Raw genomic sequence first — 25,612 nt, 5'->3', positions numbered from 1 at the left:
CTATAGCTGATTATTTTCTTTCAGTGTCTTACTGGGAGTGGCGTCCAAGAAGACATAGAGGCAATCATGCAAGGATTTGTTTAAATCTCATACAGCTCCATTTTTCTCGGTCATCCAAAATAATTTATTTGTGTCATTGAAACCCAAAATAATACCCACGATCAAATGTAACAAATAATTAACGATCATGATAAAGACCACTGATCCTTTACTTTATAGCAGCATGCCAACCATCGATTTCATAGTACTTCCGAACAATCGTTTGCCAGAGAGTTTCTTGCTTGGCTGGAGGATGGTAAAACTGAAAAGTTTCATAAAGAGCATGAATAACTTGCATGCAGGCGCTCACAATTTCTTGAGATCTTACCGTACGAACTTCGGAATCCAATTGATATGCCGTCTCGCAATCCAAAGTCGTTTTCTCCAAAACAGTTGAAAGCAGATTATCCGGTATAGACAACCCTCGGAGCGCGAGAACATCGGAAAGTTTCGAGACCTGCTGTGCCTTGGCTAAGACATTGAATAAATAGCTAGATGACTGATTAGTTTTTATACTTTGTTCTTTCTTTTGTACCTCAATATCACCACTATCAGCTATTGGAGTAGATTTGTTGAGCCAGAAATCGATGGAAATATCTGATATCTCGATAACTAGCTTTGATACTGAATCAATAATGGATTTAGACTCGGAGCGCGTAGCAAGTCTTATAGAATTTTTATACGCAACTCGCCAGCCAAAGAGAGCTATGCAAACGCCAACTAGGGTAATACACCAAGAATACTTTCCAATTTGCTCAATAAAAGACACCGATGATTCTAGGTGATACCCTACTTGAACAAAAATTACCTCTGAAGATTCTTTGACCAACTCTAGACCTTATGCTTATTCCGGTTGAGCTATATCGATAAATTTATCTATCTGCTCTTTGTAAAAAGGCACATCGCTTTTGATGACGAGCCGCGCTTTAATGCTGGCTTTTGGTAACCCTTCTTTGCGGACTAACCCACCAAACGCCTCCTCCAAGAACGAAGATCCGACACCTAAAGCTATGCCACGAAAGTCTACAACGACTTCTTTTTCTTCGCCTCTCAGAGCCGGAACTAAAAAATCCTTTCGGAACCGCTCCGCACTGTTGGGGCTATCTGTTGTATAACGTCCGAATGGTGTTCGTGAGAACTCCTTCGCAATGACGATGTTTCTCATAAATCATCTCCTGGCAACCAGCGACCACTGTAATAAAGTTCCTGGTATGTATTCAGCCAGTCTCTCGCACTGAGGACAGCTATCATTAGAATTATAGTGGTACCGAGCATGCCCTGTTAGGATAAGCAGTGCCTCATCAGCATCAAGTCCCGCGTCAATCGGGCGTTTTATGTCGTCAGAGCCATTCCCTCGACCTGCACCAACAAACCGAGACTCTCCTACAAGCATAGCCTTCTCTACAGAAGATACTTCGTTTTGGACGCCAAGACCATCACCATCTGGCACGAAACTCTTAAAAATCCCCAAACCTAGGTCACAAACAATAAAAACAATCCGGTTCTCTTCAGGGTTAAACCAAGCACATTGCCACCAGCGCTTACCTTTTAACAGAAGTAACGACTCCGTAAAGGCATCATTTTCATAAGCATGATGAGAAACGTTCAGCAGAGCCTCACTAATAGCTGTGAGTAGTAAACCCAGTTGACCATCATTCAAAACAGCCTTTTTCTGCAGCATGGTAACTGTATCAAAAATGTGCTCAGAAGGTTCGACAGCAGACTGAAAGTAACGTTCCTCACGAGTAAGAATCTTTAACTTTTCATCAGTTCCAGCAATCAAGGCCCTGGAAAGCCCTGTACTGACGATCCACCTATGCCCTTCTGGATTATCCTCTTTTTTGGGCCAGACGAAGCGAACAAAATTTGGATCTTTCGTAAGAAACTGAGCTCTGTTAACAATTGCGAAAAAGAGCACAGAAGCTGCAGCTGAAGCATATTTCACCTTACTTAAATCTACAGTAACCTTGCCTTTGTTATTGACACCAATCGACTCAATGTCGTTGATGAACCTGAGTGTCTCTGATCTCGAATCATCAGAGTAGATACAAAATTTTGTTGGCGGTACCAATGGTTTCATACGTATGTCATTAATCAGTATAGTTAATTAAGAATTATCTACTATTTTCCAGTAACTTTATAGATCGCGTCTTGTCATTAACTAAACCATACAAAGAAATTTACGTGAATTGTAAATTTTATGACGTTTTATCGCCTGCTTTGAGTTCATCAAGCTCATTGCGAAGCTGAATGTTCTGTTGTGCCAGTGCCTGAACAGCTTGTGTCAATTCTGCAATCTGAGCGGTAGTATCTAATGAGTATGCATCTTGCGGATCGTTCGGGTCATAGCCAGGTTTCAGGCCCTCGCCTTTCACACATAGTGGGCTTACTTCTACCAGGTCGTTGGCAATAAAACCCAATTTTGTCTCAGACTCGGGGAGGATACCGCGAGCAATGTAACGGAACGTCGCGACGCGCCACTGCAAAACACGAGCCAGAGCCTTTTCAGCAGCAGCGGTAGAATTGCGATACGCGACTTTCTTTTTCAATTCTCCGTCACAAACCGGCGTAAGCTGGAAGTTACCAACTTGCGTACCATCGATCCACGCTTCTAACGAGCCAGTCCAGTTGATATTGAATACACTACTGCTACTTGGCGGATTGGTAGAACCTCGCTTACAGTGGTATCCGCCATCAATAAATAGGGCCACAGGGTTTGAACCATTAATCCTGTTAACGTTTAAAATACCAAGACTTCCGTTTGAACTGGACGCTAAAGAAACGCCATTATTTCCTTTCGGCATTGATATCACGCTCCCGAAAGTTCCAGCTTTATCTGACAGATAAATATTCCCTGGCAACGAAAAATCACCGAGATTATTAAAAATAAACTGAGGTTTTCTTGTGCCATCAGAAACCGTTATAACAGCACCGATGCTTTTGCCAAATGTCGAACTTATTTTGAACTCTGCTTCAAAGTTTTTCACCCCAGCTACAGACCAGGACGATTTAACCTCCCCGCCAGACACAACAGTGCCGTTTGGGGGTGAGACATCTACTTGACGATCAACTTCAAGAGGGCCGTCATTAAGTAAATTTTTTAAAGCAGCGGCCTTGTCGTTAACATCCGCTAGATTATTGGATTTCAGTAGTACGTCGTTCAATTGCTCACTAAGTTTCTTCCATGACGGGCCTGTAAATTGCGTACCATCAGGCAGCGTAACTGTGATATCCCCGAGTGCCGTATATACCTGCAGCCAGTTATCCGCTTCCAGATTTGCCAGCCTGGCGGCTCGGGCAGTCTGCACACCGAGAATATAAGGAATGGCTGTGGCCGCTTTCATCGGGACCGCATCCCATACAATCCCGGCACTCGTAGGACCGTAAAATACTTCCGTCAGCGTTAGTTCTGTATCACTTTTAATTTCTTTGATGATAACGACAAATACAGCATTATTTATTGTCGCCGTAATAAAATCACCGACCTTAATTTCGCTGATGAAACTAGTGCCTGTCCCGGTAACTTTTGTAGAGTTATTAGTGAAATTTAAAGTACCTTGAGCCATATTCTTACCTCATTAAAAAAGGGCCCGTCAGGCCCTTTTTATTCCTATGCGAATGAACCGGAGCCACGCGTCACAATGACAGTGGCATCTAATCGGTCAATAACGTAGCCAGAGCCACCAGAGGATACGCTCATGCCAACCTGATTCGCTGTCACACCCTCTACAGTGAAATGGCACATGCCTGAAGCCGATGCCCGGCTGTCACCGAACACCCCTAATGACCTTGTGACACCCCCGATAGTTATGTTGACCGGGATAGTACTCCCCGGCGTAGTACCCGTTACTGTGACGTAAACAGTGATGTTTTTCGCCTGGCTGGCACCACCAGAATCTGTGTAAGTCAAATATGTGACAGCCGGGACGCCTGATACGCGCGGCGGCACGGGGAATACGCCACCGTTAGCGATATCACCGATAAAATTTTTTGCCTCAACGGTTCCTGAAAATTTACCGTCAGTGGCGTAAATAGTTCCCGTAAACACACCGGCGCTGGCATATACGGTGCCGCGAACTGTCACCTGGTTGAATATCGCAATACCTGTTTTGTCGATGTACCAGCCAGCTGACGCGCTGTAGTTTCTTGACTGCAGCGACTCGCTAATTTTACCGATGCCGATACTGGCTTCTTTAATCATGCCGTCAGCAATAAAGACCTGGCCGCCTACAACGGAAAACGGTGAATACTGAACGCTACCCTGCCCCGAGAGCATGACGAACTGATCTGCATTTATCGCTATTCGGCTTTTAACTCCGGTCCCATCGGCCATGGTTGCAACCGATAAGCCTGCGTCGTAGTACTGGCCATTCCACATCACACCAGTTCGCAAGGTGTAAATAGCTTCTGCGCTCGTCGCGGTGACTGTCCCCGTCATTTTCTGATCGATAGCAGCCTGCTGTTCACCGAAAGACGCCGCAACCTGCAGCTGGTACTGAGCAAATGCCTCATTGTCATCAGCCCTGACCTTCCATATCTCTGCAATTTGCGCCCGGGCCTGCCCATGCTGCCGGTTTTGCTGGCGAACCATATCGCCTTCTTTAAGCGCAGCTTCCAGTTGCGCCTGCAGGCCAAAATCGATTTTATCCGTCAACTGCTTTCCGTCCTCAGACGTCAGCACATCATCACGAATAGCATCAAGATAATCGCCCGCATCGGCATTTGATTCACCCTGTATCCAGTCGGTCCAGCCTGACTCATTCCCTGTTTTGTCCACCAGTTGCGCCCGGTACCAGAATGTCTGGCCCGCTTTAAGGCCGAGCTGTAAATACTCAGCATGAGGATATGGAATATCGGTGAGCAGGAGAGGGTTGGACTGGTCAGTGTTTGGGGTGTACTGAATTTCTGTTTTCAGCGTGTCTGCCGTGTTGTCCGGGAATCCCCAGTTCAGGCGAATACCCCAGTTTATTGGCGTGGCCATAAACCCAACTGGCTTCGGTGGATTACCGACTTTACCGGTCAGCGTTTTCTCTTCCGAGTAACCCCAACCACTGGAAATTTCCGCCGCGTTGATAGCGCGCACACGCACCAGGTAACGCCCGGCATAAATACCCGGTACGTCAAACGAGGTAGTGGAATTGCGCGGCACGTTCACCCAGTTCCCGTCGTTGCGGCGCCACTGTGCTTCGTATGAAATAGCGTTAGGTGCCTGATCCCAGCTGCAGCGCATCGTTTCCACGCTGATGCCCTGCTGTACGACAGAGAAAGAGCTGATAACGATATTGGCCGGCGCCGTCTGGTTGCCCGGCGGGATAACGCTTATCGGGCGATCATCTATCAGCGCGCCGGTATCGATACGGGCATATTTATCCGGATCGTAATACGCACCGGAGATAGTAAAGGTGCCATCGTTATTGTCGGACACGCTCACCACACGATACTGCTGTGCGTAGAGCTCATCAGATTCAACAACCCAGACGGATTCCGGCTGCGGCACTTCGCTGTAGGCCGTGGTAACGGTAATCACCTGGTCATTTACAGCCTGAATAGTTCGCGCCTGTGACGCACCGGACGGCAGGTTGAGAATCAGGCGGCCGCCGGCGGAAATATCCGGTTTTCGATCAAGGGTGACGACACGACCATTCACGGCACTAATACGGCCGCCGGTTACTTTTCCGGACAGCATTTCATCGGCCACGGCGATGATATAACCCGGTTGAGGGATCATGCCATCGAGGCCAACGGCAAAGGTTACGATGCGGTCTTTATTGTTGGTCAGTATCCCCCATCGGCCTTTCCTGTTCGCTTCGCTCTGCCGGGTGCAGCCGATTGCCGTCAGCTCGAGCTGGTTAAATCCGTATCGCGCGACCAGCGCCTGCTCAAACACCGGCTCCATGGCATCAGCATAGGCATTCGCCGGATCGGACCACGAAACCAGCGCGGTGGTATAGCGGGTTTTAGTCGTGCTGCTGGAATAGTTGAATTCGCCATTCAGGACGTTGGCACGGGTGTAGCTGTAATCGATATCCCGCGGCATGTCCGCCAGGGCTACAATCTGGTTACCGCCCCAGTAGGTCATCCCCCGGAATATGGCGGCAAAATCACGCAGAACGGTGTATGCGTCGTTCCTGTCCTGCACATAAACGTCACAGGTATAGCGCGGTTCGGTGCCGCTACCACCTTTCCCGTCCGGTACCATCTGGTCGCAATACTGTGCGACCTGGTACAACGTCCATTTATCAATGTTGGCTGCCGTGAGTCGCTGGCCCAGACCGAATCGATCGCTAATGACGATGTCGTAAAAAATCCAGGCGGGGTTGTTCGTCCATGCCCATTTGAAACCGCCGGTCCATGTTCCAATATAGGCACGGGCAATCGGATCATAATTATCCGGGATGCGGACAATACGCATCATCGGCTCGCAGGAAACCTGCGGAATACTGCCATTGAACTGGCTGGAATCAAACTCGACATACAGCAAAGCGGTGTTCGGATAACGCAGCTTTGCGTCAATCACCTCTGTATAGCTCTGCAGCGTCATGGTGTCGCCAATTTTAGCGCTATTGGCATCCGCAGTAACTTTACGCAGGCGCACTGTCCAGGTGCTTCCAGATTGCGGTAAATCAATGCGGTGGCTGCGTTCGTAGCCGGATGTGGTTTTCCCGGTAACGGCAGTATTCACGACCGTCTGCCAGGCCCCACCATCAGTCTGCAGATCTATTGTGTAGTTGATGGAGTACCCAACAAGATCACCATTGTCCTGCTGGTTAAACAATGACGGCCATTTCAGACGCAGGCGGATTGCTGAAAGTTGGCCGTTGGTGAAAGTATGTGTCCAGGCAGTGGCGCTTGAAACCGTAGTGCCGACGCTGATCTCGTTCTCAGTCCCCGGTACACCCTGAATATAAGTTTGCGCCTGGGTACCTGGGCGAAACTCCCACGCCACGCCGCTGAAGTTTTGCGAGCCGTCGGCATTTTCCAGCGGCGTACCGTCAAGGAAAATGCTCTTCCCGTCAAGGCCACCAGCAAATTCCCCCTCACCCAGCGCCAGCAATAGCTTTGCTTTGGCGACGGACTGGAGATCATCAGGTTGTTCGACAGGTGTACGCGGGGAAGAGCCACCGCCCTTATTCCCTTTGATAAGCGTTGCAGTCGTCATATTGCGCCCATAAAAAAAGCCACCCTGAGGTGGCCTGATGGAAGGAGAGAGTTTTACTGCTGATCTTCGACGTAAATACCGGCTGAGATAATTGCACCGCCAATGCGGCGTTTACCGTAACCCAGAGGAACCGGGTATCCCTGCGCTGCAGTATTTGTCACGCCGCCGAACGCATATGAGGCCTGGTTGTCAGCACCTTGTTTGCTGGCAAGACCCGCTGGCTGTGGCGAAAGCATTTGAATAACTCCACCAAGCGCAACGGCTGCACCAAATTTCATCATTGGAATACCGACCGCACCACCACCGAAATAAGTCACTACGGCACCGACTACAACCAATACAGCACCAAGGATAGTTTGCAGTACTCCCGCCTTTTTACTACCAATAATGACGGGAATAATACGAATCACATCGGAGGTTGCAGGGAAGCCTAAATCATCATGCCCAATATTTTTTTTACCCTTGAATACCGCATAAGTTAGCCCGCGACGATTGCTGGTTATCATAAATTTTTCGAACCCAGGAATGGTCGCCGCGAGAGACCGCGTCGCTTCATGCACTTTACTGATTAAACGATGATGTGTTTTGCCGAAAGTTTTACCAAGAATTCCGCCAAGTTCTATTCGTATCATGACCTCTTGCATAAGATAATCTCCGGACGTAAAAAAACCCACCGAAGTGGGCTTGTTGAATTAATGTTTTCACATGTTTTTATAATATGATAACTTACTTTCAAAATCTTGTTTTGCTGCAGCGGTAAGAGACATAAGATAAGCTTCCCAAGAGCTATAAGCCTCAATCAAAGCTCTCCTCTCGTCTTTATCTTTCGTTTTTAATTTAACGCCATCAAATATAGGTTTTATTGCATCAATTCTTGCTTGTCTGTTGTTAACTCTACAAGTTGCTATAGAGTCAAAAACAGAATCATTCCACCCAACCATTTGTAATGTCTTAGCCTTTGTGTCCGCAATAAAATTATCATCTGATGCAGCAATTGCGCCAGATTTTAATTTAGACACTAAGAGTTCCTTTGTTGGTTGAGATGCACTACCTATTGCTTCAATAGGTTCGCATTTTGATAGATCGTTATATTTTTTCTGCTGTTCAGCCCGATGATCTGCCGCCACTCCAGCACAACCACTCAGCAACATTGATACGCCACAAATAACTACTGCAACCCTGTTTTTCATTTAAACACCTCCGATGTTTACAGTTTGCAACATCCTATCACCTGTAGGCGTTCATATCAGCATCCGCTATCTTGTTTTGCTCGAGGCATCGTCCATCTTGTTTCTTCTGGTATGTTGGTGCTAACTCGAAGCACTGAGCCTTAATATTTTCATCGTTCTTTCCTGCCAGTAGCCTCCATACGGAACACGCTGACTAAGGTGCCCGTACAGGTGGTGCAATAGCATATTGCCCTCAAGCAAGATCCCCGCGTGGTTCCATTTATTGGCCTGTACTTGCATGATCACCATGTCGCCTGGCTGCGGTGCACCGTCGAACTCACGGAAGCCACATTCGTACCAGCAATCCTGATAGAAATTCTCCGGGTACTCATCTTCCCACCAGGGATAATCAACGCGGTAATCGTGAAGTTCGATACCGTGGTTCTGCCGGAAGTAGCTCATCACCAGCCCCCAACAGTCAAAGTGACCGAGGACAAACGGCCGCTCCAGCAGCGGGAGTTCGCCGCGCGGCTGGATGGTACGTAGGTCTCCTTCCGGCCAGCTCACAATATGCCAGGGCAGCAGCGTGGCGTCACACTGCGCTTTGTCCAGTTCGCTCGGCTGTGTCGTAGCGTCCGGGTGGCTGTGCACGACAGCGATCACCGCTCCCCAATCCTCAGCGGCAGCGTAATCTTCCGGCGACAGGTGGAAATGCTCAGTGGGCTCGGCTGCAAGATTCCGGCAAGTGAAATAGCGTTCTACCCGGCTTTTCTGCGCCACTACGCCGCAACACTCTCGCGGATATTCAGCAGCCGCATGAGCCATAATGGCGTTAATCGTTTTCGCGCGCATATCAGCTCCTGATTAGCGAGGTACCGGGGAACCCGCCAAACGGCAGCAGCTCGTTTTCCCCGAACCGTAACTTGCATCCGCGCAACGTGCCGCTGCACTTGTCGAGTGAGGGATCGTCCACCGGGTTATTTTTATCGTTGAAGTAACGTGTACCGGCATAATCGCAACCGTCGCCGGAACGGTATTTCCCCCGAATGCACCAGGTGCAAAGCGAGTGTAACTGGCGGGTCGGTATCATCAGACCCTGCAAGTCCATCGGGCTGCTCAGCGTAAACTCAACCGAACGGTTATTCTCCACGCTTTTACTGTCGATGTACCAGGCCTGCAGCTTTTCCTGCGTGGGGTCGGCTGACGGGTTACCAGCAGGGAAATTAGCGGCATCCAGATACTGCGATAATGTGTCGTGGATCATGACTTTCGCCTGAAGCAAATCATCATATGCCAGGCAAAGGGCAGTAATGGAACCATCAAGGTTTGCAACGGTAAGTTTCGGCTGTGCATCGGTGCCATCCGTTGAAAGCTCGATGCCCTCAATCTGGCATGGCCAGGCGGAGTATTTCTCGCCCTGCCACCAGATCGCTTTCGCGGGCAGCTTCGATTCATCGCCGCCGGCGGCTTCAATCTCTTCAGGAGTGTGAGGGAGGGTATACGCATGGAAGCGCAAAACATCACTCACGCCAAACGCGGTACCATCCACTTCAAAAAGCCGGACGGTATTTCCCGGCTCCAGCTTTTGATAATCACTGTTTAAGGACATCACATCCCCCCGGCAGAAAAGCTCTGCTCAAATGTCACGGATATCGTTGCCTGCGTTTTACCGTTCGGCACCAGTTTTATCGAGTCGGGCGCCGCACGATATAAGCCTTTCTCACCATGCGGCGGTGTCCAGATAAATGATCGGGTACAGTGCTGGCGACAAAAGTCCCTGATGGCCATTGCCGTCGCCAGCGGCCCCCGGTAGGAGTACGGAAATTTAATTTTTTCCGAGTTAATGCCATCCTCAGAAACCTGACTGTAACCGTCACCGAACTGAATCTTCCGGATTGTCCGGTTGTATTCAGTCGCGGGTTGGCTGGCGATTTGTGTCGGCCAGATAAATGTATCGATTGCCATAGGCCACCTTTAGCGGGATTTCATTGCGTTGAAGATTAAGCCCCCGGGCCGGAGTGCCTTAACGAGGTTGTTCTGACAGAACTGATCGAGCATTTTCATCATCGCCTGATTCATTGCGTCGTTGCCGCCTGAAGTCTGGGATGTGGCTGTGCCGTCACTCTGCAGAATGATCGTGTTTTTGAAGATTGGGTTTCCGCCACCAGCATTCCCAGCAACAACGCCGAGCTTGCCGTTTGTTCCACGACGTAGAGGCAAAATGGCTTCCGGCCCGGCTTCTCCCATCACGCCGCCACCTTTAGCAAAGGCAAAGAACGTTGGCCTGTCCACAATGCTGCCGCTGTATGCGCTTAGCGAGGAAGAATTGTAAACACCGCCTTTGGCATTAGCGATGAGGCCCAGCGCGCTGCCAGCTGCTTTAACCCCATTCACCAGTGACATTTGAACCAGAATTTCAGTCAGCATGCTCAGGATAGATTTGGTGAAATCCTTAAAGCTGGCACCGCTCCTCGTCAGGAAAGACGTCAATTGTGATGAGGCACCATTCAGAACCGCGGCCCCCACGTTCTTCATTTGCTCATAGCTGTTCGTGGCCGCATCAGAGTAATCAGCCCAGCTTTTTTCCACCCCGGCCTTCCAGTTGCCGCGCAACTGGTCCTCAGCTGCATAGTAATCTTTGGCCGCCTTGAGCTGCTGCTGATAACCCGCATCCTGCAAACTGCCACCTGAATTTAGCCACCCACTACGAAGCTGGGCGAACGTAGATTCACGCCCAGCCATCCTGTCGCTCATCGTTGCACTATTAGCCAGAGCAGACTGTTTCTCAGCCATTTGCGTAACGTATTTCGACGCGGTATCCATCCGCTTATTGAGCTGCTCCTGAGCAACGATCTGGTCACCGAGAATGGCTTTCTGGTTGGCAAGCTGAAGCACCTGCTTCTTGCTGGCCAGCAGGGATTGCTCTTGCTTTGACAACTGCCGGTTGCGGGCGGCATCTTCCAGAACAGTGAACTGAGCCTGCGCTGTCCATAGTTCTTTTCGCTGTTGGCTGATGCTGTCCGTTACACTTTTGTGCCGTTTCAGGACTTCACGCTGTGACTGCAACGCCAGCAGGTCGCGTTGATTGTTATCCTCGGCCCGATCCCCGGCAGGAGTCACATACCCTTTGGCTTTCGCAGTTTTTGGATCCTTATAGAGCTTCTCAATCCCAGCGCGAGCTGTCGCTATTTCCTCCGGCGTCCAGAGGCGAACCTGTTTATCCTCTGCCAGGGGCTGCGTTGCTTTCGCGGCTTTGGCGTTATCCGCAATGGCTTTATTCAGGTCCTTTTGTGCCAGCGCGCGTTTCTCGACCTGGGTAGTACCGGCATCCAGATATTTGTTGAACGATACCTGTGCATCTATACCGTCTTTATTGATCCGGTTGAACTCGGCTTTTTTCTGGTTGTAGCCCTCCTGGGATTTGATCACGAACTCAAGGTTGTTGATGTTGGCCTCAAGCTGCGCTTTATCGACACCCATCGAGTTATTTTTGAAACGCCCCCAAAGCCCTTGCTTGCCGTTCTCCTGAATTTCGGCCAGCGTATCTTTCATGGTCTGTAGCGTGGCAGCGTCACTACCAGCCCGGCCAATATTCAGCAGCTCATCCCACATACCTTTAAAGGCATTGCGGGTCGCTAAAGCTGCGCGCTCAACAAGCCCCAGGTTATCCAAAATCTGCTGGCTGCGCTGCTGCTCCGCACGGCTATAGGCATTGGCCGCCGCCTGCCCTGCGGCTTCTTTATCGCCGCGGCGCTCGAGCGACGAGATGTACTGGAACTGGGCGGCGGTGAGGTAATGCATCTGTGCATTCAGCTCGGCGGAACTCTTCGTCGGCGAGTCATAAAGCTTCTGGAAATTCTTGATCGTCTCATCGACCGATTTCCCAGTAGCCTCCTGCATCGCCACGGCGGCGCGGGTAATGCTCTCGATCTGAGAGCCTTTAAAACTACCGCTCCCCACCACCTGCGCCAGCACGGCAGCGCTGGTTGCCTGCGAGCCGTGAGTCCCTGCAATTGATTTCGCCAGCTCAGCCAGTTGACCAGAGGTTTTACCGGCATAACTTCCCGTCAGGATCAGCTGCTTGTTGAACTCGACGGACTCCTGACTTCCCTCGTACCAGGCCTTCCCCAGGGCATACACAGAGGCCGCAATCCCACCGACTACCCCGGCGATCCCCAGCCCACGCAATGTCATGAGCTGCTCTATCCATCCGGCCCGGTTCGCCAGCGTGATGCTGGAGCCGCGCAGCGCACCGAAGTTACCCCGCGCTGCCTCGCCGATCAGGATGCCGATTTCCCGCCGCGCCGCAGCACTTTGCAAGCCCAGACCATGCGTGGCTGCTTTCGCCGTATCCAGTTTGCGAATATAGATATCGGCTGCATCACTGACGCCAAGCTGTGCGGCTTTGTAGCGGAGCATTTCAGCGTTCGACAGGTTCTGCGCGGCAACCTGAGATTTCAGTTTCTGAATGAAATTGACGCGCGCGGCGCTGGCTTTTTCCTCTTCCAGACGCAGCTCTTTCTGACGTTCGGTCGTGCGGGTTATCAGCGCCAGGTAATCCTGCTGAGAAATTTTCCCCTGCCCGCGAGCGGCGCGCAGACGCCCCTGCATACCGGCCAGAGCCTGCGTCTCGCTGGTCAGTCGCCGGGCGCCGTCAATTTCACGGTAAAATGCTTCGGCCAGCTCATCCTGCTGCTTCGCTGTGGCGGCAGTTTGCGTCGTTGTTTCCTGCAACTTCTGGCTATATTCCGCAACACGCCGGTGTGCTTCATCCACAGCCTGGGCAGATTTTTTCCAGGCTGCTGCCATTTCATCAGCTGCAGAGGATTGTTTTGCCTGAATATCGCTGGCAGCCTTTACACCAGCCTCACCCATCTGTTTCAGCGCGGCAGCCTGAATTTGCGCCGCTCGCGCCATTCGCCCCTGGGATTTATCAGACTCGTCCGCCACCCCTTTCAACTGGCCCCGGATCCGGGCTACCTGCTCTGAGAAGGAAGCGCTGTCGACGTCCAGGTTAATTACCAGATCGCTAATTTGCTGGGCCATACCGTACTCCCCCGTAAACACCCTCGCCCGCTAACATCAGGTCTTCATCCGTCTTTTCTTGTTCGGGCTCAACCGCCTCGCCAGTCAGCAGACTGAAATCAGCATCAGAGATATCGCTGTTGCCCGTCAGCATCGCCACGATGAGCCCCTTAGTGGTGGCGAACTCAGCGTCCAGCAACTCGTCACTAAACGGCGTTACTGCAAAGTGGCTAACCCAGCCGGCGAACTCTGAGGCGCTCATTTCGCTGAGCATCCGCCGCCAGTCTGCCCGCCGGAACTCACGCGCGAGGCGATGGATAAAGGTGCGCTCACGGGCAACTATTTTGCCAGGGGGCGCGCCTCTGCTGATTCATCATCGAGCGCGGTATTGTCAAACCCTGCATCTGCTGATTCATCACCAAGCGCAGTATTGTCAAACTCTGCCTCTGCAGGGGGCTTTGGCATCAGGTCACTCAGCTCAAGCACTTTTTCAACTGCCATATTCAGCGCTTCAGACGGCCAGGTACGCATGACTTCACGGTGCAATTCCTCTTCATCCCGATCCGGCGAGCTATGCCATAAGGATCGGGATACCAGCCAGGCATTTGACTGGACGTTCTTTTTAACGGCCAGGGCGCCCATCTTCATTTCAGAAGCATCTTCTGGAATATCCGCTTCAAGACTGGCGAGATACTCAAAATATTCAGCGCGCTGCAACGCGGATAATTCAAAAAGCAGCACTGATTCGCCGCCAATCGACAGATTTTCTTTTTTCAGAAACGACATAGTTTTTACCTTCGGATTAGCCATTATTTTTGCCCGTGAAAATGGCCCCTAAAGGGGCCTTTTGAAGTGGTGATCAGGAGACAGTGACTGCGGCAATCGCAACGAAATTACCATCCGGCGTCATGCCGATAATGTCCGCCGTCCCTGCGGCAACACCCGTGATGGTGACCACGTTATCCAGCACAGTGACTGTGGCGATCGCTTTGTTGGACGAGACAATCCGCAGGGATTTATCCGTCGCGCCGGCAGGCTGCAGCGTGAATGTCGCCGTTTTGGTCTTGCCTGCTTCAACCGCGACCGTCGCCGGAGCAACAGTCAGGCCCGTTACCGGAACGAATGAGGAACGGTCCTCTTCTGCCAGGGATGGCTTGCCAGTATTGGTGACTTTCACAGAGCGGGTAATAACTTCTTTCGCCGGGATCGCTTTCCCCAGGCTGCTTACCCAACCACGGAAAACATCTACAGTGCCGTTTGGATACTTAATTTTATAGCCGCGAACGTCGCCTTCGTTGAACCACTCCACCAGCCCTTGCTGCCCGGACTCACCCGGTTTCCAGGCCAGGGTAAAGCTGGTATCGCCGGCAGATTTTGCCCCCTGTGCAGTCGAGTTCCAGTCCGCATCCTCATCGTCGACGTAGGTGTCGTCGTAGGATTCAGCGGTCATTTCCCCAGGAGTGATTTCTTTGATTTTAGCGAGGCGGGTCCAGTCAACATCGCTCAGCGGATTGCTGTAGGGATCGCCGGTCCCGTTGTACTGCCAGAGTGTGGTTCCCGCACCTTTGACCGGCGCGAGAGGATTTGGGGTTGCCATAGTGATTTCCTTACATTGAATAGGTGATAGCGTAGGTCAGGTCGACAGATCCCCAGGTGGCCATCTCATCGTCGCGCTGATAGTCATAGCCCTGCGGGGTCATAGTTTCGATAAGCGCTTCAAGTCCGGGGATACCCTCCATAGCCGGATAAACTTTCTCTTCCAGCCAGTTGTCGAGCGCGGTATCAGGATTTGTTGCTTTCAGGAAAACTTCGATGTGAAGAACTGCCTGCCAGTCGTCAGCATCAAGCGTGGCGCCGGTATATTCGGCGTTTGACAAATACACCGCCACCGCAGGAAGATCCCCCTCTTCAAGGAATGCCGGCCGCCCGTCAAACCAGGTGACGGAATCAGAGATATCGGCTTTCAGCTTCGCCAGGACGGCGGCACGTATAGCGCTGTGTTTGCTCATCGCTTCAGGTGGATCCTCAGTTGGTTTTTAAGTGCGGCTGACAATTCCTTTGGCATATCGCTCTGGATAAGGTTTTTTGAAATGGTGGTAAATGCCTGCGTTAACGGCGCATCCAGGGGAACTTTCACAACATCAATGGGGTAGCGGGAGCGCCCGACACGCCGCATTACCTGCCAGCGGCCATTAGCCAGTTGCTGGATGAACGCATTGCGGAAGGTATAAGGCCCCACTTTCAGCACGCTCCCCTGCCCGTGTTTCGCACCTTTACGACGGGATAGTCTTACTCGAGCTGCGCCGAGCTTTATTGCCGGCAGGTTGCCGCGGTTAATTTTTATTGAAGCGACGAGACGATCATGGCGAGCCTTTTTGAGCCTTGAGCGTTGCCGGACAAGCCGAACCGGGAGCCCTTTTTTGCGGTTATCATCGACTGTTACCTCTTTAGCCACCTGCTTACTGCCCTGGCTTATTGTTCGCCCCGCCACCCGGTTTAACGCTTTCGCGGTGGCATCCGGCACAATCATGCGGCTCAGGCTGTTCAGGTTCTGGATTGCCCTTTCCAGGCCCTTAACTGACATAAAATCCCCTTACTCAAGGTGGATCCTCGGTTTGCCGTTAAATGAATCGAAACGCGTCACCATCAGGGTTTTCCCCTCCCAGGTCACCTCGTCGTTCCGGCGGGGTTTGTAGGTAGCCGAGAAAACCACCAGCGCGGTACCGTTACCGGACAGAGGTCCCATTTCTTCCAACTGCTCCGCCGGGACAACATCGAAGTCCTGTCCGTTAATTGTGGCGGTCTTGCCCATCTTCACGATGGTGGCCGCATCCATGCGAGCCGCCAGCCGGTCAAAGGCGTTAGCCATTAATTTTTACTTCAATGACGGTCACGCCAGTACCCGCAGCTTCCCAGGCAACGCCCGCCGCGACCGCATCCGCTTTGTCGAGCTGGATTTTCCCGGCTTTAATAAACACCGCCGTACCGGCGGCGATATCATCAGCAGCCAGTTTGGGCAGAAGAAACACCCCGGAAGCGAAACCATCCCCGGTACCGCCAGCAGGGATATCCGTGATTGCCACCGCAACAAGCGAACCGATCACTACCGGATCGCCACTCAGAATTTCACTGTTTCCGGCGTTGCTTACCGGAATAGTGTTTCCGTTTTGCACGAAGTTTTTAGCCATAACATTCTCCATTCAGCCCCTGCCGGGGCTGATTTTGGGTGTAAAAAAAGCCCTGACGGGCGAGGAGGTAAAACGCAGAGAATTACTTGCCGGAAGATTTCGCCAGGCCGCGATAATCCAGCGCCGCAACCCCCGCATCAATACGGACTTTGGTGGCGATACCGTCAGTGTTAAACCCTTCCTGCTGGTCGATGTACGGTGTATCGATACCATTGAGGTAAGCTACCTCGATAGTGTCGCTCCCCTTAGCGGCGGCCAGATACCAGGCTGCGGCGTCAGCAGCATCGAGGCGCGGCTCAGCAATCACTTCAGCAAAGTTCTGAATCGGGTTGTTGATGCCGGCGTTGATATCTGCGCCCTTCACACTGGCGGATTTGATGGTCTGGTTAGCGAGCGTTTCCAGCCCAACCGGAACAAGCATGTAGGCTGGACGAATGTTGAGCGTACGTTCGCCTTCTTTCTGCAGCCGCATACTTTTCCGGGCTTCATCGATGCTGGCGACTGAAATGGCGCCGCTGGACAGGTTTTTATGGTCAGCGTGGAACAGCGCTTTACCGTCGGACAGTTTCGCGTTCGTGGTCAGAATGGCATAAACCAGATCACCGATTGTGCCTTTCGCCGCGCGTCCCATCTTCATCGGAACATCAGTGAGCTGATTCAGATCGTCATTGATGATTGCCTGACGGGTGACCGAGAAGATCTCGCCAAAGGTGGCCAGCGCAATAGTCTCGCCTTTATCGCCGGTAGTGATGTACTTATACTCTGCCCCCTCACGAACCTTACGCAATGAAGGGAAACCACCCATCCCGACGCGATGCGCGGTTTTAAAATCAGAAAGTTGGCCTTTTTTGGTCCACTGCTCAAAGGTTTCTCCCGCATCTTCCCAGCCCTGCAGCAGCGACTTATTCGCCACATCCAGCAGAATGTTGCCGAAATCGGACGTGCTGTGCGTCAGCGCCTGACCAACCATCTGCATCGGATTAAGACTGGAAACGCCAATCCCGCGCTCAGTCAGCGCCATGCGAGCATATTCGCGCAGGGTCATGCCGTTATAAATATTGTCGTTTTCCTGCTTTTCATAGCCTGCGCGGGCCATCAGCGCCTGACGAATGCCGTCGCCGACAAAGTTCCCGTTCCCGGCATGAATATGCGCGGCACTGTTTTTGTTGGATGGGGTGCTGGATTTGCCCAGGGCGGCCAGCAGCTTGTCTTTCGCCTTTTCAACGGTGCAATCCACATCGGCCACGCAGCTGGCCTGCAGATCGCTATGCTTACCGCCAAACATGGCAAACAGGTCGTTAATGCCGGTAACGCGAGCCTTCTGCTCAGCCATCACCTGCGCACGGATTGCGGTTTCGTCGACCGGATCAGGTGCGTTTACTGGCGCCTGAGCATTTGGTTTTTGTGGTTCACGCTGGGTGGTGTTACGTGGTGGAGTGACCATGTTACGAATGCTGTTTGGCATTTTTTCAAATTCCTCAATACGTTTTGAATGGATACAGGCCATTGCCTGCAGAGCGGGAGTGGTCTGGTCAGCGAAACCCAGGGCGAGGCATTCAGCGCCATCCATCCAGGTTTCATCCTCCAGCATCGCAGCAATCTCTTCGGTACTTTTACCGGTCTTTTGCGCGTAGGCAGGGATCAGGACACTTTCAACCTTGTCCAGCAGGTCGGCGTAATCACGCATATCGTTGGCATCCCCGCCGGCAAAGCCCCAGGGCTTGTGGATCATCATCATCGTGTTTTCCGGCATGATGACCGGGTTACCCACCATGGCAATGACCGACGCCATAGACGCGGCAAGCCCATCGATATGCACCGTGATCGCCGCGCCGTGATGCTTAAGGGCATTAAAAATGGCGATGCCATCAAAGACATCGCCACCGGGCGAATTAATATGAAGATTGATATGGCTGACTTCGCCGAGTGCTTTCAAATCGCTGACAAACTGTTTCGCCGTTACCCCCCAATAACCAATCTCGTCATAGATAAAAATATCGGCATCCCCTGTGGTGCCGGCTTGCATGCGAAACCAGCTATTTTTTACGCTGGCTTTCGGACGGCGGGCCGTCCTGTGGTTTGGCTTCGGCACTGGTGCCTCCTTTGTCGTTGGCGGGGTCGGTGTCATACACCAGTCCCAGTTCTTTGTTTTCGTCAATTTCAGCTTTTCGCCGGATCTTAACTTCATCCGGGTTACGCCCGCCGGCGCGCACCCAGTCAGATTCGGTCGCGGCACCGCCCCGGATTTGGATTTTCCAGGCATTGGCCTCTTTAACCGGATCGATCCATGGCATAACCGGCCCCGAGTAAACCGCGCTATACAGGGAGTCCATATCTACACCGCGTGGAACTTTAATCTCGCCGCTGGTAATGGCCATTTTTAGCCAGGCCCGGTACATGGGCCGGGTAACGGCGCCAATAAACCAGTCCTGCAGGATCAGATAGCCGTCCGTCGACTCCACCAGTTCCTGCCGCTGAGCGCTGTAAGTGCCGTTATAATTCCGGGCCGCGCTGGAAAAGCTGAGCCGACTGCCAGCGGCAACAGCGCGGAGCTGGCCGTTTCGGAAGGTTTCAAGATTGGGATTTGGCCGGTCGGATTTAATCATCCCGATTTCTTCACCGGCTTGTAGCTCGTCGTACAACATGCCGGGTTGTATCTCCAGCTCTCTGTCACTCTCGCTTTTATCTTCCGTGTCGAAGCTCTGACCATCCCCCTTTTTGATGTACATCCCGAGGGCTGCCGCAATACGCGCCGCCGTCAGTTCGGAATCTTCATACTCTTTGAGAGCACTCAGGCGCATTAACACTCCTGAAAGCAACGACGTGCCGCGGGTCTGGTGCAAGCGGCGGGTGAATTTGAGGTGCAGCATATTGGCCGCGTCGATTTCTTTCGTATCGAACTGCCGGCCAGCCACCGGGAGGCTTTTATAAACCTGATACGCTTTAGGCCGCCCCCAGTCGTCGACCACGATGCCCTGATTCAGCTTTTTTGCGGCATCACTGGTCATTGGGACAAAATCAGGCTCCAGAGCTTCAAGCCAGAAAGGCACCCCGGCCACGGGAACCAGTCCTGTGGCGCTCCCCTGTACCAGTTGAGCAAAAACTTCCCCGTCGCGGAGCCAGGTCCTCAGCATCAGACGTTCCAGCATGGGTCGGGTAAACTGTCCGGTAACCTCCGGCCTGACAGACCATTCTCCCCATTTCTTACGAATATCCTTCGCCAGTTTCTTGGCAACCGTTCCGTTCGTCAGCTTTGGGTGAGGGTCAACAACAATTCCTTTTGATCCCACAACCCGCTCTTCGAGCTTATCGAAGATGCCAATCACCAGATCATGGTTGTTATCGAGCCAACGAGCCTGCTCCCGGAGCGATACATTCCCCATCTGGCTTAACTGGTCAGCCGTCCTGTTTTCCCGGCGCGCTTTATGTGTTCGGGTAGGTGTTACCGCTTCATAAGCTTTGATCATGGCCCTGGCGCGAAGCCGCGCAGCTTTCCAGCCAGGCGAAAATGTGCCGATTACGTTATCCAGAATTGTCATTTAAACCTCGCCAGTCGGTAACCGGGCCGCCCCTGCTTTTTCTGATTCAGTGAAGAGAGGCGACGCTCCCATTCCTGCCGCCCTTTTCGAATCTCGGAGAGGTTTTCCATCGTCATTTCCTGACCGTTAAACCGGATTGATTTTCCGTCCAGGACGGTCATTTCAGCCTGACTGTAGCGCTGGATCATGGCTTCAATATCGCTTTGGTTCATACCCAGCCTCCTGAGGTTTTCCATGGGTTAGTTTGTTCAGTTTTGTCGCGCTTGCGCCGTTCTTTTTTACTGGCTGGCTTAGCGATCGTTGCCGGGAGTGGAAGAGCAGCATCTTCCCCAGGTAAAGACTCAATCCAGGTGTCCCGCTGCGCCCATTCAGGGGCATCCGGCCATTTGATTTTTTCGTAGCCGTGCAGGATCACCAGAGCATCCGCGTAAACCAGCAGGTCGAACGCTTCGTTCGCACCCCGACCGGGCTTGCACCACTTCCCGTCAACCGACCGCTCCTCATAGGTCAGTTCTTCATAGAACCAGGTCCCCAGCCATGACGGAAAATGCACATAGCCAGGGCCAGGCGAATCACGCCAGAGCGCATTGTTCACACGGTCTTTCAGGGCATTGGTCTGCAGGAGGTAGAGCGGAACGTCACCGGCAGCCAGCGCGCGGCGTCCGGTTCGGTTAGTGTTATCAGGCATCGTGCGTTTAATGAGTTGAGCGCGGGTGGTACTGTCGCCTTTGAAGAGGTAGACCTTTTTACCCAGTCCATCCCGGCGGCATTTCCGCCAGAATTTATAAGCGTTATCGGTCACCCCATCTTCGCCGCCGGAATCGACGCCCATCGCCATTAACCGCATGCCCTTTGTCGGGTCGGAGGCCAGTGGCCACGTTTTATTAAAAACGTCGGTCAGAAGCAGATCCCAGTCCTCGGGATAACTTGCCGGATCAATCTGCAGGCTTTCACCGTTACCATCGCAGCGTAGCGACTGCTTGATGTTGTACCGGTCCACCAGCCAGCGCTCCCCCATGGCACCATAACCGGTAATCTGGACCACAAAACGACGGTTTCGCCCGGCCTGTACGTCCACTGTCGCGGTCATGAAACAGACACCATCGGGAACACTTCGCTTAGGCACATCTTCAGCGCGCTGTTCCAGCAGCTCGCTTTTCCGTTGCTCCATGCTGGATCTCGGGAGGTATGGCCGACCAAAATCGGTATTTACCACTGTTTTTAACGTTTCTTCGCTGCGCGTGGCCTCATACTCCTGCTCAGCGGTAAGAAACTTATAAATCAGCTGCGCCCAGGTCTGATAAGCGGCTGCCGGTCCCTCCATCCAGAAGGAAGCAATGCGTGATCGCCGGCCTTCTCCCGATACGCCCCCGTCAGCATCAATACGTTGCCCGTCGCAGAGCCACACGCATTTCATGTTCAGGGAACGCTTCATATCCGGAGTGATTTTGCCTTTACAGGCCGGGCACTGGAGCACCGCCGCCTCGCTGGCAGCGACAGGATCGGCCATTTCACGGTAGCCGGTCATGTTGTCCATTTCCGGCTGGAAATATTCCCCGCAATGCGGGCATGGCCAGTAAAGCCGGCGGCGATCACCGCGGTTGTATAGCGAAAGAATTCCTGTTGTGGGTGGTGCTTCATGTGGCGAACTACGGCGCCATTTCGTATCGCGCACATCACGCCCTGGGGAGCTTTCCACCAGCGTCATACCCGACGACATAAAAGTGGTGGTTCGCTTTGAGGCCAGGGAGAATGCATCCCCCTCGCCGTCAATATCCTCCGGGAAGCGGTCGTAATCAGTGAGCGCCACGCTTTTATAATCAGAGGACGACATGATATTGACCGACGGCCAGCCCAGCTTCAGGTAGTTCCCGGCGCGGAAGGTGCGGTCATATACGTTGTTATCGTTTCTTCGTGGGCTTAACCGTGTTTTCACTTCCGGGCTACTGCGGAACGTGCGGTCCAGGCGCTTCTTCGAATGCTCCCTGGCCTTTTCTTCTGAAACCTGAATTACCAGCATATCTGCCGGGTCGCACACAATGTTGTAGACGATCCAGCCATCAATCAGGCCAATCGTTTTACCCGTTCGCGCCGGGCCAACAAAGACCACGGCATCATATTCACGCGACGCCAGGCAATTCATCGGCTCAATGACATAGGGCGCCAGATCAGGGTCCCATGGAACGGAGTTACCTGCCCCCATGGGGACACGCATATAAGCACTGACCGCATCGGCAACGTCCATTCTGCGCGGCGCGCGAAGGATGCCGGAAACATCGCGGCGGATACCACTTGCTGATGCCCGCTTAGCCATCAGTCCTCCTCTGTTTCGGCCTCCTCTTCTTTTGCATCCAGGACTTTTTGAGCCAGCTGGTCACGTAAATCATCAATCACGCTCTGGACGCGAGAAACCGCCACCGGCGGCAGAGCGCAGTCGCGTTCAAGAATATCGGGAAGGGTTTCGAGCACCATGACGACGGCTTTTGCCATCAGTGAAAACTCCCTGGCAACCTCATCCGCCGGGATAAGCTGGCCAGTATCCTGCTCAAACTTGAGTCTTTCATTTTCTGCTTTCCAGTGTGCCAGCCTGTCGGAAGGTGACATATCCTCCTGAGCTGCAGAAACCGTCGGGATCATCAGTTCGGTCAGAATATCCGTGACGAGGTAGAGCTTCAATTTGCTGTTACTGCCCGCCGCGGGCTCTACATTTTTAAGCTGGGCGGCGACCGTCTGGCGGTGAACATCGGTAATGGCCGCCAGTTGGTTGATATTGAGTTTTAGAGAGGCAATTTCCTGGTCCATGATGGTGAACACTTTTTAAACGATCCGACATCTTTGAAAAATGGCCCTCATAAAAAACAAGAACCTACCCACATGATGATGATGACCATGGATCCGAAAAACTAGCCGATTCCCGCGAGCGCGCCGCCCCGTGGCAGGCCACCCCGCCGGGAGGACCCACTAATGATATTGATTATCATTACTACCAATCAAAGGCGGCCTGTGGTACCGCGCATAAAAAAGCCACCCTGAGGTGGCCTTTGTGATGGCAATAAAAAATGAATTACTGGCTGAGAGGAGCTAGCTTTTGGATGTCATTCGTCTCATAGACAGCAATCAGTTGGTTATTCTCACCATACATATAGACAGAATTATTAGCTTCTTTCAGTTCTGCTACGCCTGAAATGTACTGAGGATCCGCCTCAGAATACAACTGGACTACATAATTAGTTAGCGCCATTCAGATTTCCTTTTCAAAAACAAGTTGAACCAACAGATTTACAAAAGGTATTCACAATAGTCAACTGCATTATTACAGACACTCAGTGAATGCCTGCTGTTATGCCAATAAAGCCTCGCAGATGCGAGGCGATGTGAAGGTGTGCCACGTTACTTTTTAAACGCAGCAGCCCTCTCTATTTCCAGGCAAGCTTCAGTAACATGTGGATGTTCGACAATACGGTATTCACTATTCCCAATAATCAGGGTATTCGCTTGCTGTATCAGTTCATGTACATCCCCATCCGCCTTTGCGTAAGCGCCAATTACAGCAATAAGAGCTTGTTCTAAGGCAATTTCTCTGTTTGTCATGATGCACCATTATGTTTAGAAACTAGCGACCGACATTATCACATAATCCTAGTGGCTTATTTGTTTCATACCTACCAATTTTTGGGATCTAAATCGATGACTCTCATCATGTCAATTTACACCACTCACCGTTATGGTATGACCTCAGCCCGTCCATGTGAGGGCATGGACGCACACAGCAATGGGGGATGGCTGATTACCTCTGATAAGGATTATTATGGCTACGACATCTTGCCCAAAATGTTCTTCAACAAAATTCGAAATGAAGGAACACCCAGTAACAAATAGTCGGTATCGTATAATGTTCATTCAGTGCTCGTCTTGTGGTGCAGCAGTGAGCACAACTGAATTTTTAAACACAAACACCCTAATTAAAAATCTTGCAAAAAAACTTGGCTTTAGTCTGTAAATAAGCAGCAGGTATTCAATGGATACCTGCTGTAATTCCCGATAAAAAAGCCACCAGCGGATGCCAGTGGCTTTTGACAGCAATGAGTATTCAAGACATCAATTTTCGTCCATCAACTCATGCATTCGCTTATTCATATTGTCTAATCCAATATTCAGCTGTTTAATTTCTTCTGGAGTGTAACGATCGCGAGTAAGCCAATATCTTGCTTTATAACGACACCAGGATGAAAATTCCCTATCAACCCGTCGCAAGGGTTCCGCTGCATGTTCCCATAAATCGGAAATCTCATGCTCTTTTTCCACAGTTCTCTCACTCCCTTGATCCAAAAGCAGGAAGTACTTTTCTGATTCGTGTAATGCTTTAGAAACACAGGAAATTGCTTCGCTAGTTTGATCGCTTTTACGAAACCGCAGGTTATTAATGAATCGCCCAATAGAAGTTATTACTGATTCTGGCCCCATTGATAAATCCTTACTGTAAAACTAAAACACTATCACAGGCATTCAGTGAATGCTTTCGGTAATGCTAATGAAAATGCGGTGTCGAATGGGCGACTTAAAACTTCATATACTCGTCTATGTGGTATAGATGGATAAACATCTCATCTGGGCCACCAAATATTGCAGCTATCGACTCACCGTCACGATCTGAAACTACCACATGTTTTCCATCTGTCCCAGGAATGAATCCAACATTCACAACATGATCAAGATGATGCTTGAACTGAGCGTGTAACTCCCTCGCATCTTCGATTGGAATGTTTTCTGTAAGTTCGAAATATCTAAATGCCATAAATCCTCCTCACATGGTGAGCATCCATATTCATAGATTTTTTTTCACATGACAATATCGAAATTACAAATGAGTGACTCCGTTATCGAGGTCCCTCAGTGAAGAGCTTCTGTAATGCAAGATTATTCATGAACTAAACGAGCATCCTTTCCGTTCCTCTCGATGCTCGCTCACTTCAACTTCACATTGTCGTAATCAACAACTCCCCGGTCACTGGTTTGCTTCCACATATTTTTCTCCCGTTAAAGCTCTGGTTTTCTCAATTTCCCGTATCCCGGCCAACTGGTTATTCGCCTTGTCGATAGCAGTCAGCAGCGGCTTAATCCAAAGCACAGCCTGGCAATACGTTATGCCGCGGGCGGTAGCGTTGGTAAGACCGGCTGCGTCAGCGATGGCGGAATCGGCGTGCATTGCGCTGGCACGTAAACGGTTCGTATAGTCGAGCAGCCCACCAGCAACGTCAGCAGAAACAGGCAGATCACAGGTTTTGTCACGTCGTAAAATCTCCCGGTATTCGATGACCGTTTTCTCGGCACTTGCATCAATCAGTGAATTGTTCCGGTCGGTGTAGTCGGCAATTTGGTTAAAGCGGTTCATGTTGAAAGCTTGGGTAGCAATAACTTGCCGCTGGCCATCGACTTCCTTTTCCGCTGCGTCAGCACGCTTTTGCTCTCCCAAATACTTGCCGTGGTAGTGAT

Annotated in this window: 28 protein-coding genes; all 28 read right to left on the bottom strand. The window is 51.5% G+C overall.

Going from position 1 to position 25,612, the window contains the following annotated elements; all coding sequences use genetic code 11:
* Window positions 1–208: 208 nt before the first annotated feature.
* Window positions 209–868: a hypothetical protein gene (locus HX778_RS19435; protein WP_176982809.1), complete on the bottom strand. Its 660-nt coding sequence runs from the start codon at window positions 866–868 to the stop codon at window positions 209–211.
* Window positions 869–883: 15 nt separating this feature from the next.
* On the bottom strand, window positions 884–1,204 hold the full coding sequence (locus tag HX778_RS19430; protein WP_176982808.1) for an STAS-like domain-containing protein: 321 nt from the start codon (window positions 1,202–1,204) through the stop codon (window positions 884–886).
* A 3-nt stretch (window positions 1,205–1,207) separates the two neighbouring features.
* Complete coding sequence (locus HX778_RS19425) at window positions 1,208–2,119, bottom strand: hypothetical protein (RefSeq protein ID WP_176982807.1); 912 nt, start codon at window positions 2,117–2,119, stop codon at window positions 1,208–1,210.
* A gap of 118 nt (window positions 2,120–2,237) precedes the next feature.
* Complete coding sequence (locus HX778_RS19420) at window positions 2,238–3,605, bottom strand: tail fiber domain-containing protein (RefSeq protein WP_176982806.1); 1,368 nt, start codon at window positions 3,603–3,605, stop codon at window positions 2,238–2,240.
* Between the two features lie 44 nt (window positions 3,606–3,649).
* Window positions 3,650–7,198: a DUF1983 domain-containing protein gene (locus HX778_RS19415; protein ID WP_176982805.1), complete on the bottom strand. Its 3,549-nt coding sequence runs from the start codon at window positions 7,196–7,198 to the stop codon at window positions 3,650–3,652.
* A 53-nt stretch (window positions 7,199–7,251) separates the two neighbouring features.
* Window positions 7,252–7,842 carry a tail assembly protein gene (locus HX778_RS19410; protein ID WP_176982804.1) on the bottom strand — a complete coding sequence of 197 codons (591 nt, stop codon included), beginning with the start codon at window positions 7,840–7,842 and terminating at the stop codon, window positions 7,252–7,254.
* Between the two features lie 57 nt (window positions 7,843–7,899).
* Window positions 7,900–8,388, bottom strand: coding sequence for a hypothetical protein (locus HX778_RS19405; protein ID WP_176982803.1), 489 nt, complete (start codon window positions 8,386–8,388; stop codon window positions 7,900–7,902).
* Between the two features lie 120 nt (window positions 8,389–8,508).
* A complete protein-coding gene (locus tag HX778_RS19400) occupies window positions 8,509–9,219 on the bottom strand; it encodes a C40 family peptidase (protein ID WP_176982802.1) in 711 nt (236 codons plus the stop codon).
* Window position 9,220: 1 nt separating this feature from the next.
* The gene (locus tag HX778_RS19395; protein WP_176982801.1) at window positions 9,221–9,976 is read right to left on the bottom strand and encodes a phage minor tail protein L; all 756 of its coding nucleotides are present in this window, start codon (window positions 9,974–9,976) and stop codon (window positions 9,221–9,223) included.
* Entirely contained in the window at window positions 9,976–10,332 is a 357-nt protein-coding gene (locus tag HX778_RS19390; protein WP_176982800.1) for a phage tail protein, read from the bottom strand. The genes HX778_RS19395 and HX778_RS19390 overlap by 1 nt, the downstream gene beginning before the upstream one ends.
* 9 nt (window positions 10,333–10,341) lie before the next feature.
* Window positions 10,342–13,413, bottom strand: coding sequence for a phage tail tape measure protein (locus HX778_RS19385; protein WP_176982799.1), 3,072 nt, complete (start codon window positions 13,411–13,413; stop codon window positions 10,342–10,344).
* The gene (locus HX778_RS19380; protein WP_255483440.1) at window positions 13,397–13,666 is read right to left on the bottom strand and encodes a phage tail assembly protein T; all 270 of its coding nucleotides are present in this window, start codon (window positions 13,664–13,666) and stop codon (window positions 13,397–13,399) included. Before HX778_RS19380 ends, HX778_RS19385 begins: the two co-directional genes overlap by 17 nt.
* A 65-nt stretch (window positions 13,667–13,731) precedes the next feature.
* Window positions 13,732–14,178, bottom strand: a complete 447-nt coding sequence (gene gpG / locus HX778_RS19375) for a phage tail assembly chaperone G (protein ID WP_176982798.1) — start codon at window positions 14,176–14,178, stop codon at window positions 13,732–13,734.
* 73 nt (window positions 14,179–14,251) lie between these two features.
* Window positions 14,252–14,989 carry a phage tail protein gene (locus HX778_RS19370; RefSeq protein WP_176982797.1) on the bottom strand — a complete coding sequence of 246 codons (738 nt, stop codon included), beginning with the start codon at window positions 14,987–14,989 and terminating at the stop codon, window positions 14,252–14,254.
* 10 nt (window positions 14,990–14,999) lie between these two features.
* Window positions 15,000–15,401: a phage minor tail U family protein gene (locus tag HX778_RS19365; RefSeq protein ID WP_176982796.1), complete on the bottom strand. Its 402-nt coding sequence runs from the start codon at window positions 15,399–15,401 to the stop codon at window positions 15,000–15,002.
* Window positions 15,398–15,976 carry a phage tail protein gene (locus HX778_RS19360; protein ID WP_172570283.1) on the bottom strand — a complete coding sequence of 193 codons (579 nt, stop codon included), beginning with the start codon at window positions 15,974–15,976 and terminating at the stop codon, window positions 15,398–15,400. Before HX778_RS19360 ends, HX778_RS19365 begins: the two co-directional genes overlap by 4 nt.
* A gap of 9 nt (window positions 15,977–15,985) precedes the next feature.
* Complete coding sequence (locus tag HX778_RS19355) at window positions 15,986–16,261, bottom strand: DNA breaking-rejoining protein (RefSeq protein ID WP_176982795.1); 276 nt, start codon at window positions 16,259–16,261, stop codon at window positions 15,986–15,988.
* Window positions 16,254–16,580: a DUF2190 family protein gene (locus HX778_RS19350; protein WP_176982794.1), complete on the bottom strand. Its 327-nt coding sequence runs from the start codon at window positions 16,578–16,580 to the stop codon at window positions 16,254–16,256. Before HX778_RS19350 ends, HX778_RS19355 begins: the two co-directional genes overlap by 8 nt.
* Before the next feature lie 82 nt (window positions 16,581–16,662).
* Complete coding sequence (locus HX778_RS19345) at window positions 16,663–18,606, bottom strand: ClpP-like prohead protease/major capsid protein fusion protein (protein ID WP_255483445.1); 1,944 nt, start codon at window positions 18,604–18,606, stop codon at window positions 16,663–16,665.
* A gap of 10 nt (window positions 18,607–18,616) precedes the next feature.
* Window positions 18,617–20,119 carry a phage portal protein gene (locus tag HX778_RS19340; RefSeq protein ID WP_176982792.1) on the bottom strand — a complete coding sequence of 501 codons (1,503 nt, stop codon included), beginning with the start codon at window positions 20,117–20,119 and terminating at the stop codon, window positions 18,617–18,619.
* A complete protein-coding gene (locus HX778_RS19335) occupies window positions 20,116–20,331 on the bottom strand; it encodes a hypothetical protein (protein WP_176982791.1) in 216 nt (71 codons plus the stop codon). The genes HX778_RS19340 and HX778_RS19335 overlap by 4 nt, the downstream gene beginning before the upstream one ends.
* A complete protein-coding gene (locus HX778_RS19330) occupies window positions 20,328–22,433 on the bottom strand; it encodes a phage terminase large subunit family protein (RefSeq protein ID WP_176982790.1) in 2,106 nt (701 codons plus the stop codon). The genes HX778_RS19335 and HX778_RS19330 overlap by 4 nt, the downstream gene beginning before the upstream one ends.
* A complete protein-coding gene (locus tag HX778_RS19325; RefSeq protein ID WP_176982789.1) occupies window positions 22,433–22,921 on the bottom strand; it encodes a DUF1441 family protein in 489 nt (162 codons plus the stop codon). The genes HX778_RS19330 and HX778_RS19325 overlap by 1 nt, the downstream gene beginning before the upstream one ends.
* Before the next feature lie 262 nt (window positions 22,922–23,183).
* Window positions 23,184–23,360: a hypothetical protein gene (locus HX778_RS19320; protein ID WP_176982788.1), complete on the bottom strand. Its 177-nt coding sequence runs from the start codon at window positions 23,358–23,360 to the stop codon at window positions 23,184–23,186.
* 149 nt (window positions 23,361–23,509) lie between these two features.
* Window positions 23,510–23,710: a hypothetical protein gene (locus HX778_RS19315; protein WP_176982787.1), complete on the bottom strand. Its 201-nt coding sequence runs from the start codon at window positions 23,708–23,710 to the stop codon at window positions 23,510–23,512.
* Window positions 23,711–24,217: 507 nt separating this feature from the next.
* Entirely contained in the window at window positions 24,218–24,583 is a 366-nt protein-coding gene (locus tag HX778_RS19310) for a hypothetical protein (RefSeq protein ID WP_176982786.1), read from the bottom strand.
* A 94-nt stretch (window positions 24,584–24,677) separates the two neighbouring features.
* On the bottom strand, window positions 24,678–24,914 hold the full coding sequence (locus tag HX778_RS19305; protein ID WP_176982785.1) for a hypothetical protein: 237 nt from the start codon (window positions 24,912–24,914) through the stop codon (window positions 24,678–24,680).
* 210 nt (window positions 24,915–25,124) lie between these two features.
* Window positions 25,125–25,612 (bottom strand): hypothetical protein (locus tag HX778_RS19300; protein ID WP_370527404.1); only part of this gene is annotated, 488 nt, incomplete at its 5' end.

Origin of the sequence: Cedecea sp. P7760 (genome assembly GCF_013386425.1) — a bacterium.
Taxonomy (GTDB): domain Bacteria; phylum Pseudomonadota; class Gammaproteobacteria; order Enterobacterales; family Enterobacteriaceae; genus Cedecea; species Cedecea selenatireducens.
Note: the sequence above shows the minus strand (reverse complement) of the source record. Positions and strands in the feature narration are given on the sequence as shown.

Bases quoted from the DNA above. Each gene is read 5' to 3' on its own strand.
- HX778_RS19430 (WP_176982808.1), bottom strand. From the start codon at position 1,204: ATGAGAAACATCGTCATTGCGAAGGAGTTCTCACGAACACCATTCGGA.
- HX778_RS19425 (WP_176982807.1), bottom strand. From the start codon at position 2,119: ATGAAACCATTGGTACCGCCAACAAAATTTTGTATCTACTCTGATGAT.
- HX778_RS19420 (WP_176982806.1), bottom strand. From the start codon at position 3,605: ATGGCTCAAGGTACTTTAAATTTCACTAATAACTCTACAAAAGTTACC.
- HX778_RS19415 (WP_176982805.1), bottom strand. From the start codon at position 7,198: ATGACGACTGCAACGCTTATCAAAGGGAATAAGGGCGGTGGCTCTTCC.
- HX778_RS19410 (WP_176982804.1), bottom strand. From the start codon at position 7,842: ATGCAAGAGGTCATGATACGAATAGAACTTGGCGGAATTCTTGGTAAA.
- HX778_RS19405 (WP_176982803.1), bottom strand. From the start codon at position 8,388: ATGAAAAACAGGGTTGCAGTAGTTATTTGTGGCGTATCAATGTTGCTG.
- HX778_RS19400 (WP_176982802.1), bottom strand. From the start codon at position 9,219: ATGCGCGCGAAAACGATTAACGCCATTATGGCTCATGCGGCTGCTGAA.
- HX778_RS19395 (WP_176982801.1), bottom strand. From the start codon at position 9,976: ATGTCCTTAAACAGTGATTATCAAAAGCTGGAGCCGGGAAATACCGTC.
- HX778_RS19390 (WP_176982800.1), bottom strand. From the start codon at position 10,332: ATGGCAATCGATACATTTATCTGGCCGACACAAATCGCCAGCCAACCC.
- HX778_RS19385 (WP_176982799.1), bottom strand. From the start codon at position 13,413: ATGGCCCAGCAAATTAGCGATCTGGTAATTAACCTGGACGTCGACAGC.
- HX778_RS19380 (WP_255483440.1), bottom strand. From the start codon at position 13,666: ATGCTCAGCGAAATGAGCGCCTCAGAGTTCGCCGGCTGGGTTAGCCAC.
- gpG (WP_176982798.1), bottom strand. From the start codon at position 14,178: ATGTCGTTTCTGAAAAAAGAAAATCTGTCGATTGGCGGCGAATCAGTG.
- HX778_RS19370 (WP_176982797.1), bottom strand. From the start codon at position 14,989: ATGGCAACCCCAAATCCTCTCGCGCCGGTCAAAGGTGCGGGAACCACA.
- HX778_RS19365 (WP_176982796.1), bottom strand. From the start codon at position 15,401: ATGAGCAAACACAGCGCTATACGTGCCGCCGTCCTGGCGAAGCTGAAA.
- HX778_RS19360 (WP_172570283.1), bottom strand. From the start codon at position 15,976: ATGTCAGTTAAGGGCCTGGAAAGGGCAATCCAGAACCTGAACAGCCTG.
- HX778_RS19355 (WP_176982795.1), bottom strand. From the start codon at position 16,261: ATGGCTAACGCCTTTGACCGGCTGGCGGCTCGCATGGATGCGGCCACC.
- HX778_RS19350 (WP_176982794.1), bottom strand. From the start codon at position 16,580: ATGGCTAAAAACTTCGTGCAAAACGGAAACACTATTCCGGTAAGCAAC.
- HX778_RS19345 (WP_255483445.1), bottom strand. From the start codon at position 18,606: ATGCAAGCCGGCACCACAGGGGATGCCGATATTTTTATCTATGACGAG.
- HX778_RS19340 (WP_176982792.1), bottom strand. From the start codon at position 20,119: ATGACAATTCTGGATAACGTAATCGGCACATTTTCGCCTGGCTGGAAA.
- HX778_RS19335 (WP_176982791.1), bottom strand. From the start codon at position 20,331: ATGAACCAAAGCGATATTGAAGCCATGATCCAGCGCTACAGTCAGGCT.
- HX778_RS19330 (WP_176982790.1), bottom strand. From the start codon at position 22,433: ATGGCTAAGCGGGCATCAGCAAGTGGTATCCGCCGCGATGTTTCCGGC.
- HX778_RS19325 (WP_176982789.1), bottom strand. From the start codon at position 22,921: ATGGACCAGGAAATTGCCTCTCTAAAACTCAATATCAACCAACTGGCG.
- HX778_RS19320 (WP_176982788.1), bottom strand. From the start codon at position 23,360: ATGGCGCTAACTAATTATGTAGTCCAGTTGTATTCTGAGGCGGATCCT.
- HX778_RS19315 (WP_176982787.1), bottom strand. From the start codon at position 23,710: ATGACAAACAGAGAAATTGCCTTAGAACAAGCTCTTATTGCTGTAATT.
- HX778_RS19310 (WP_176982786.1), bottom strand. From the start codon at position 24,583: ATGGGGCCAGAATCAGTAATAACTTCTATTGGGCGATTCATTAATAAC.
- HX778_RS19305 (WP_176982785.1), bottom strand. From the start codon at position 24,914: ATGGCATTTAGATATTTCGAACTTACAGAAAACATTCCAATCGAAGAT.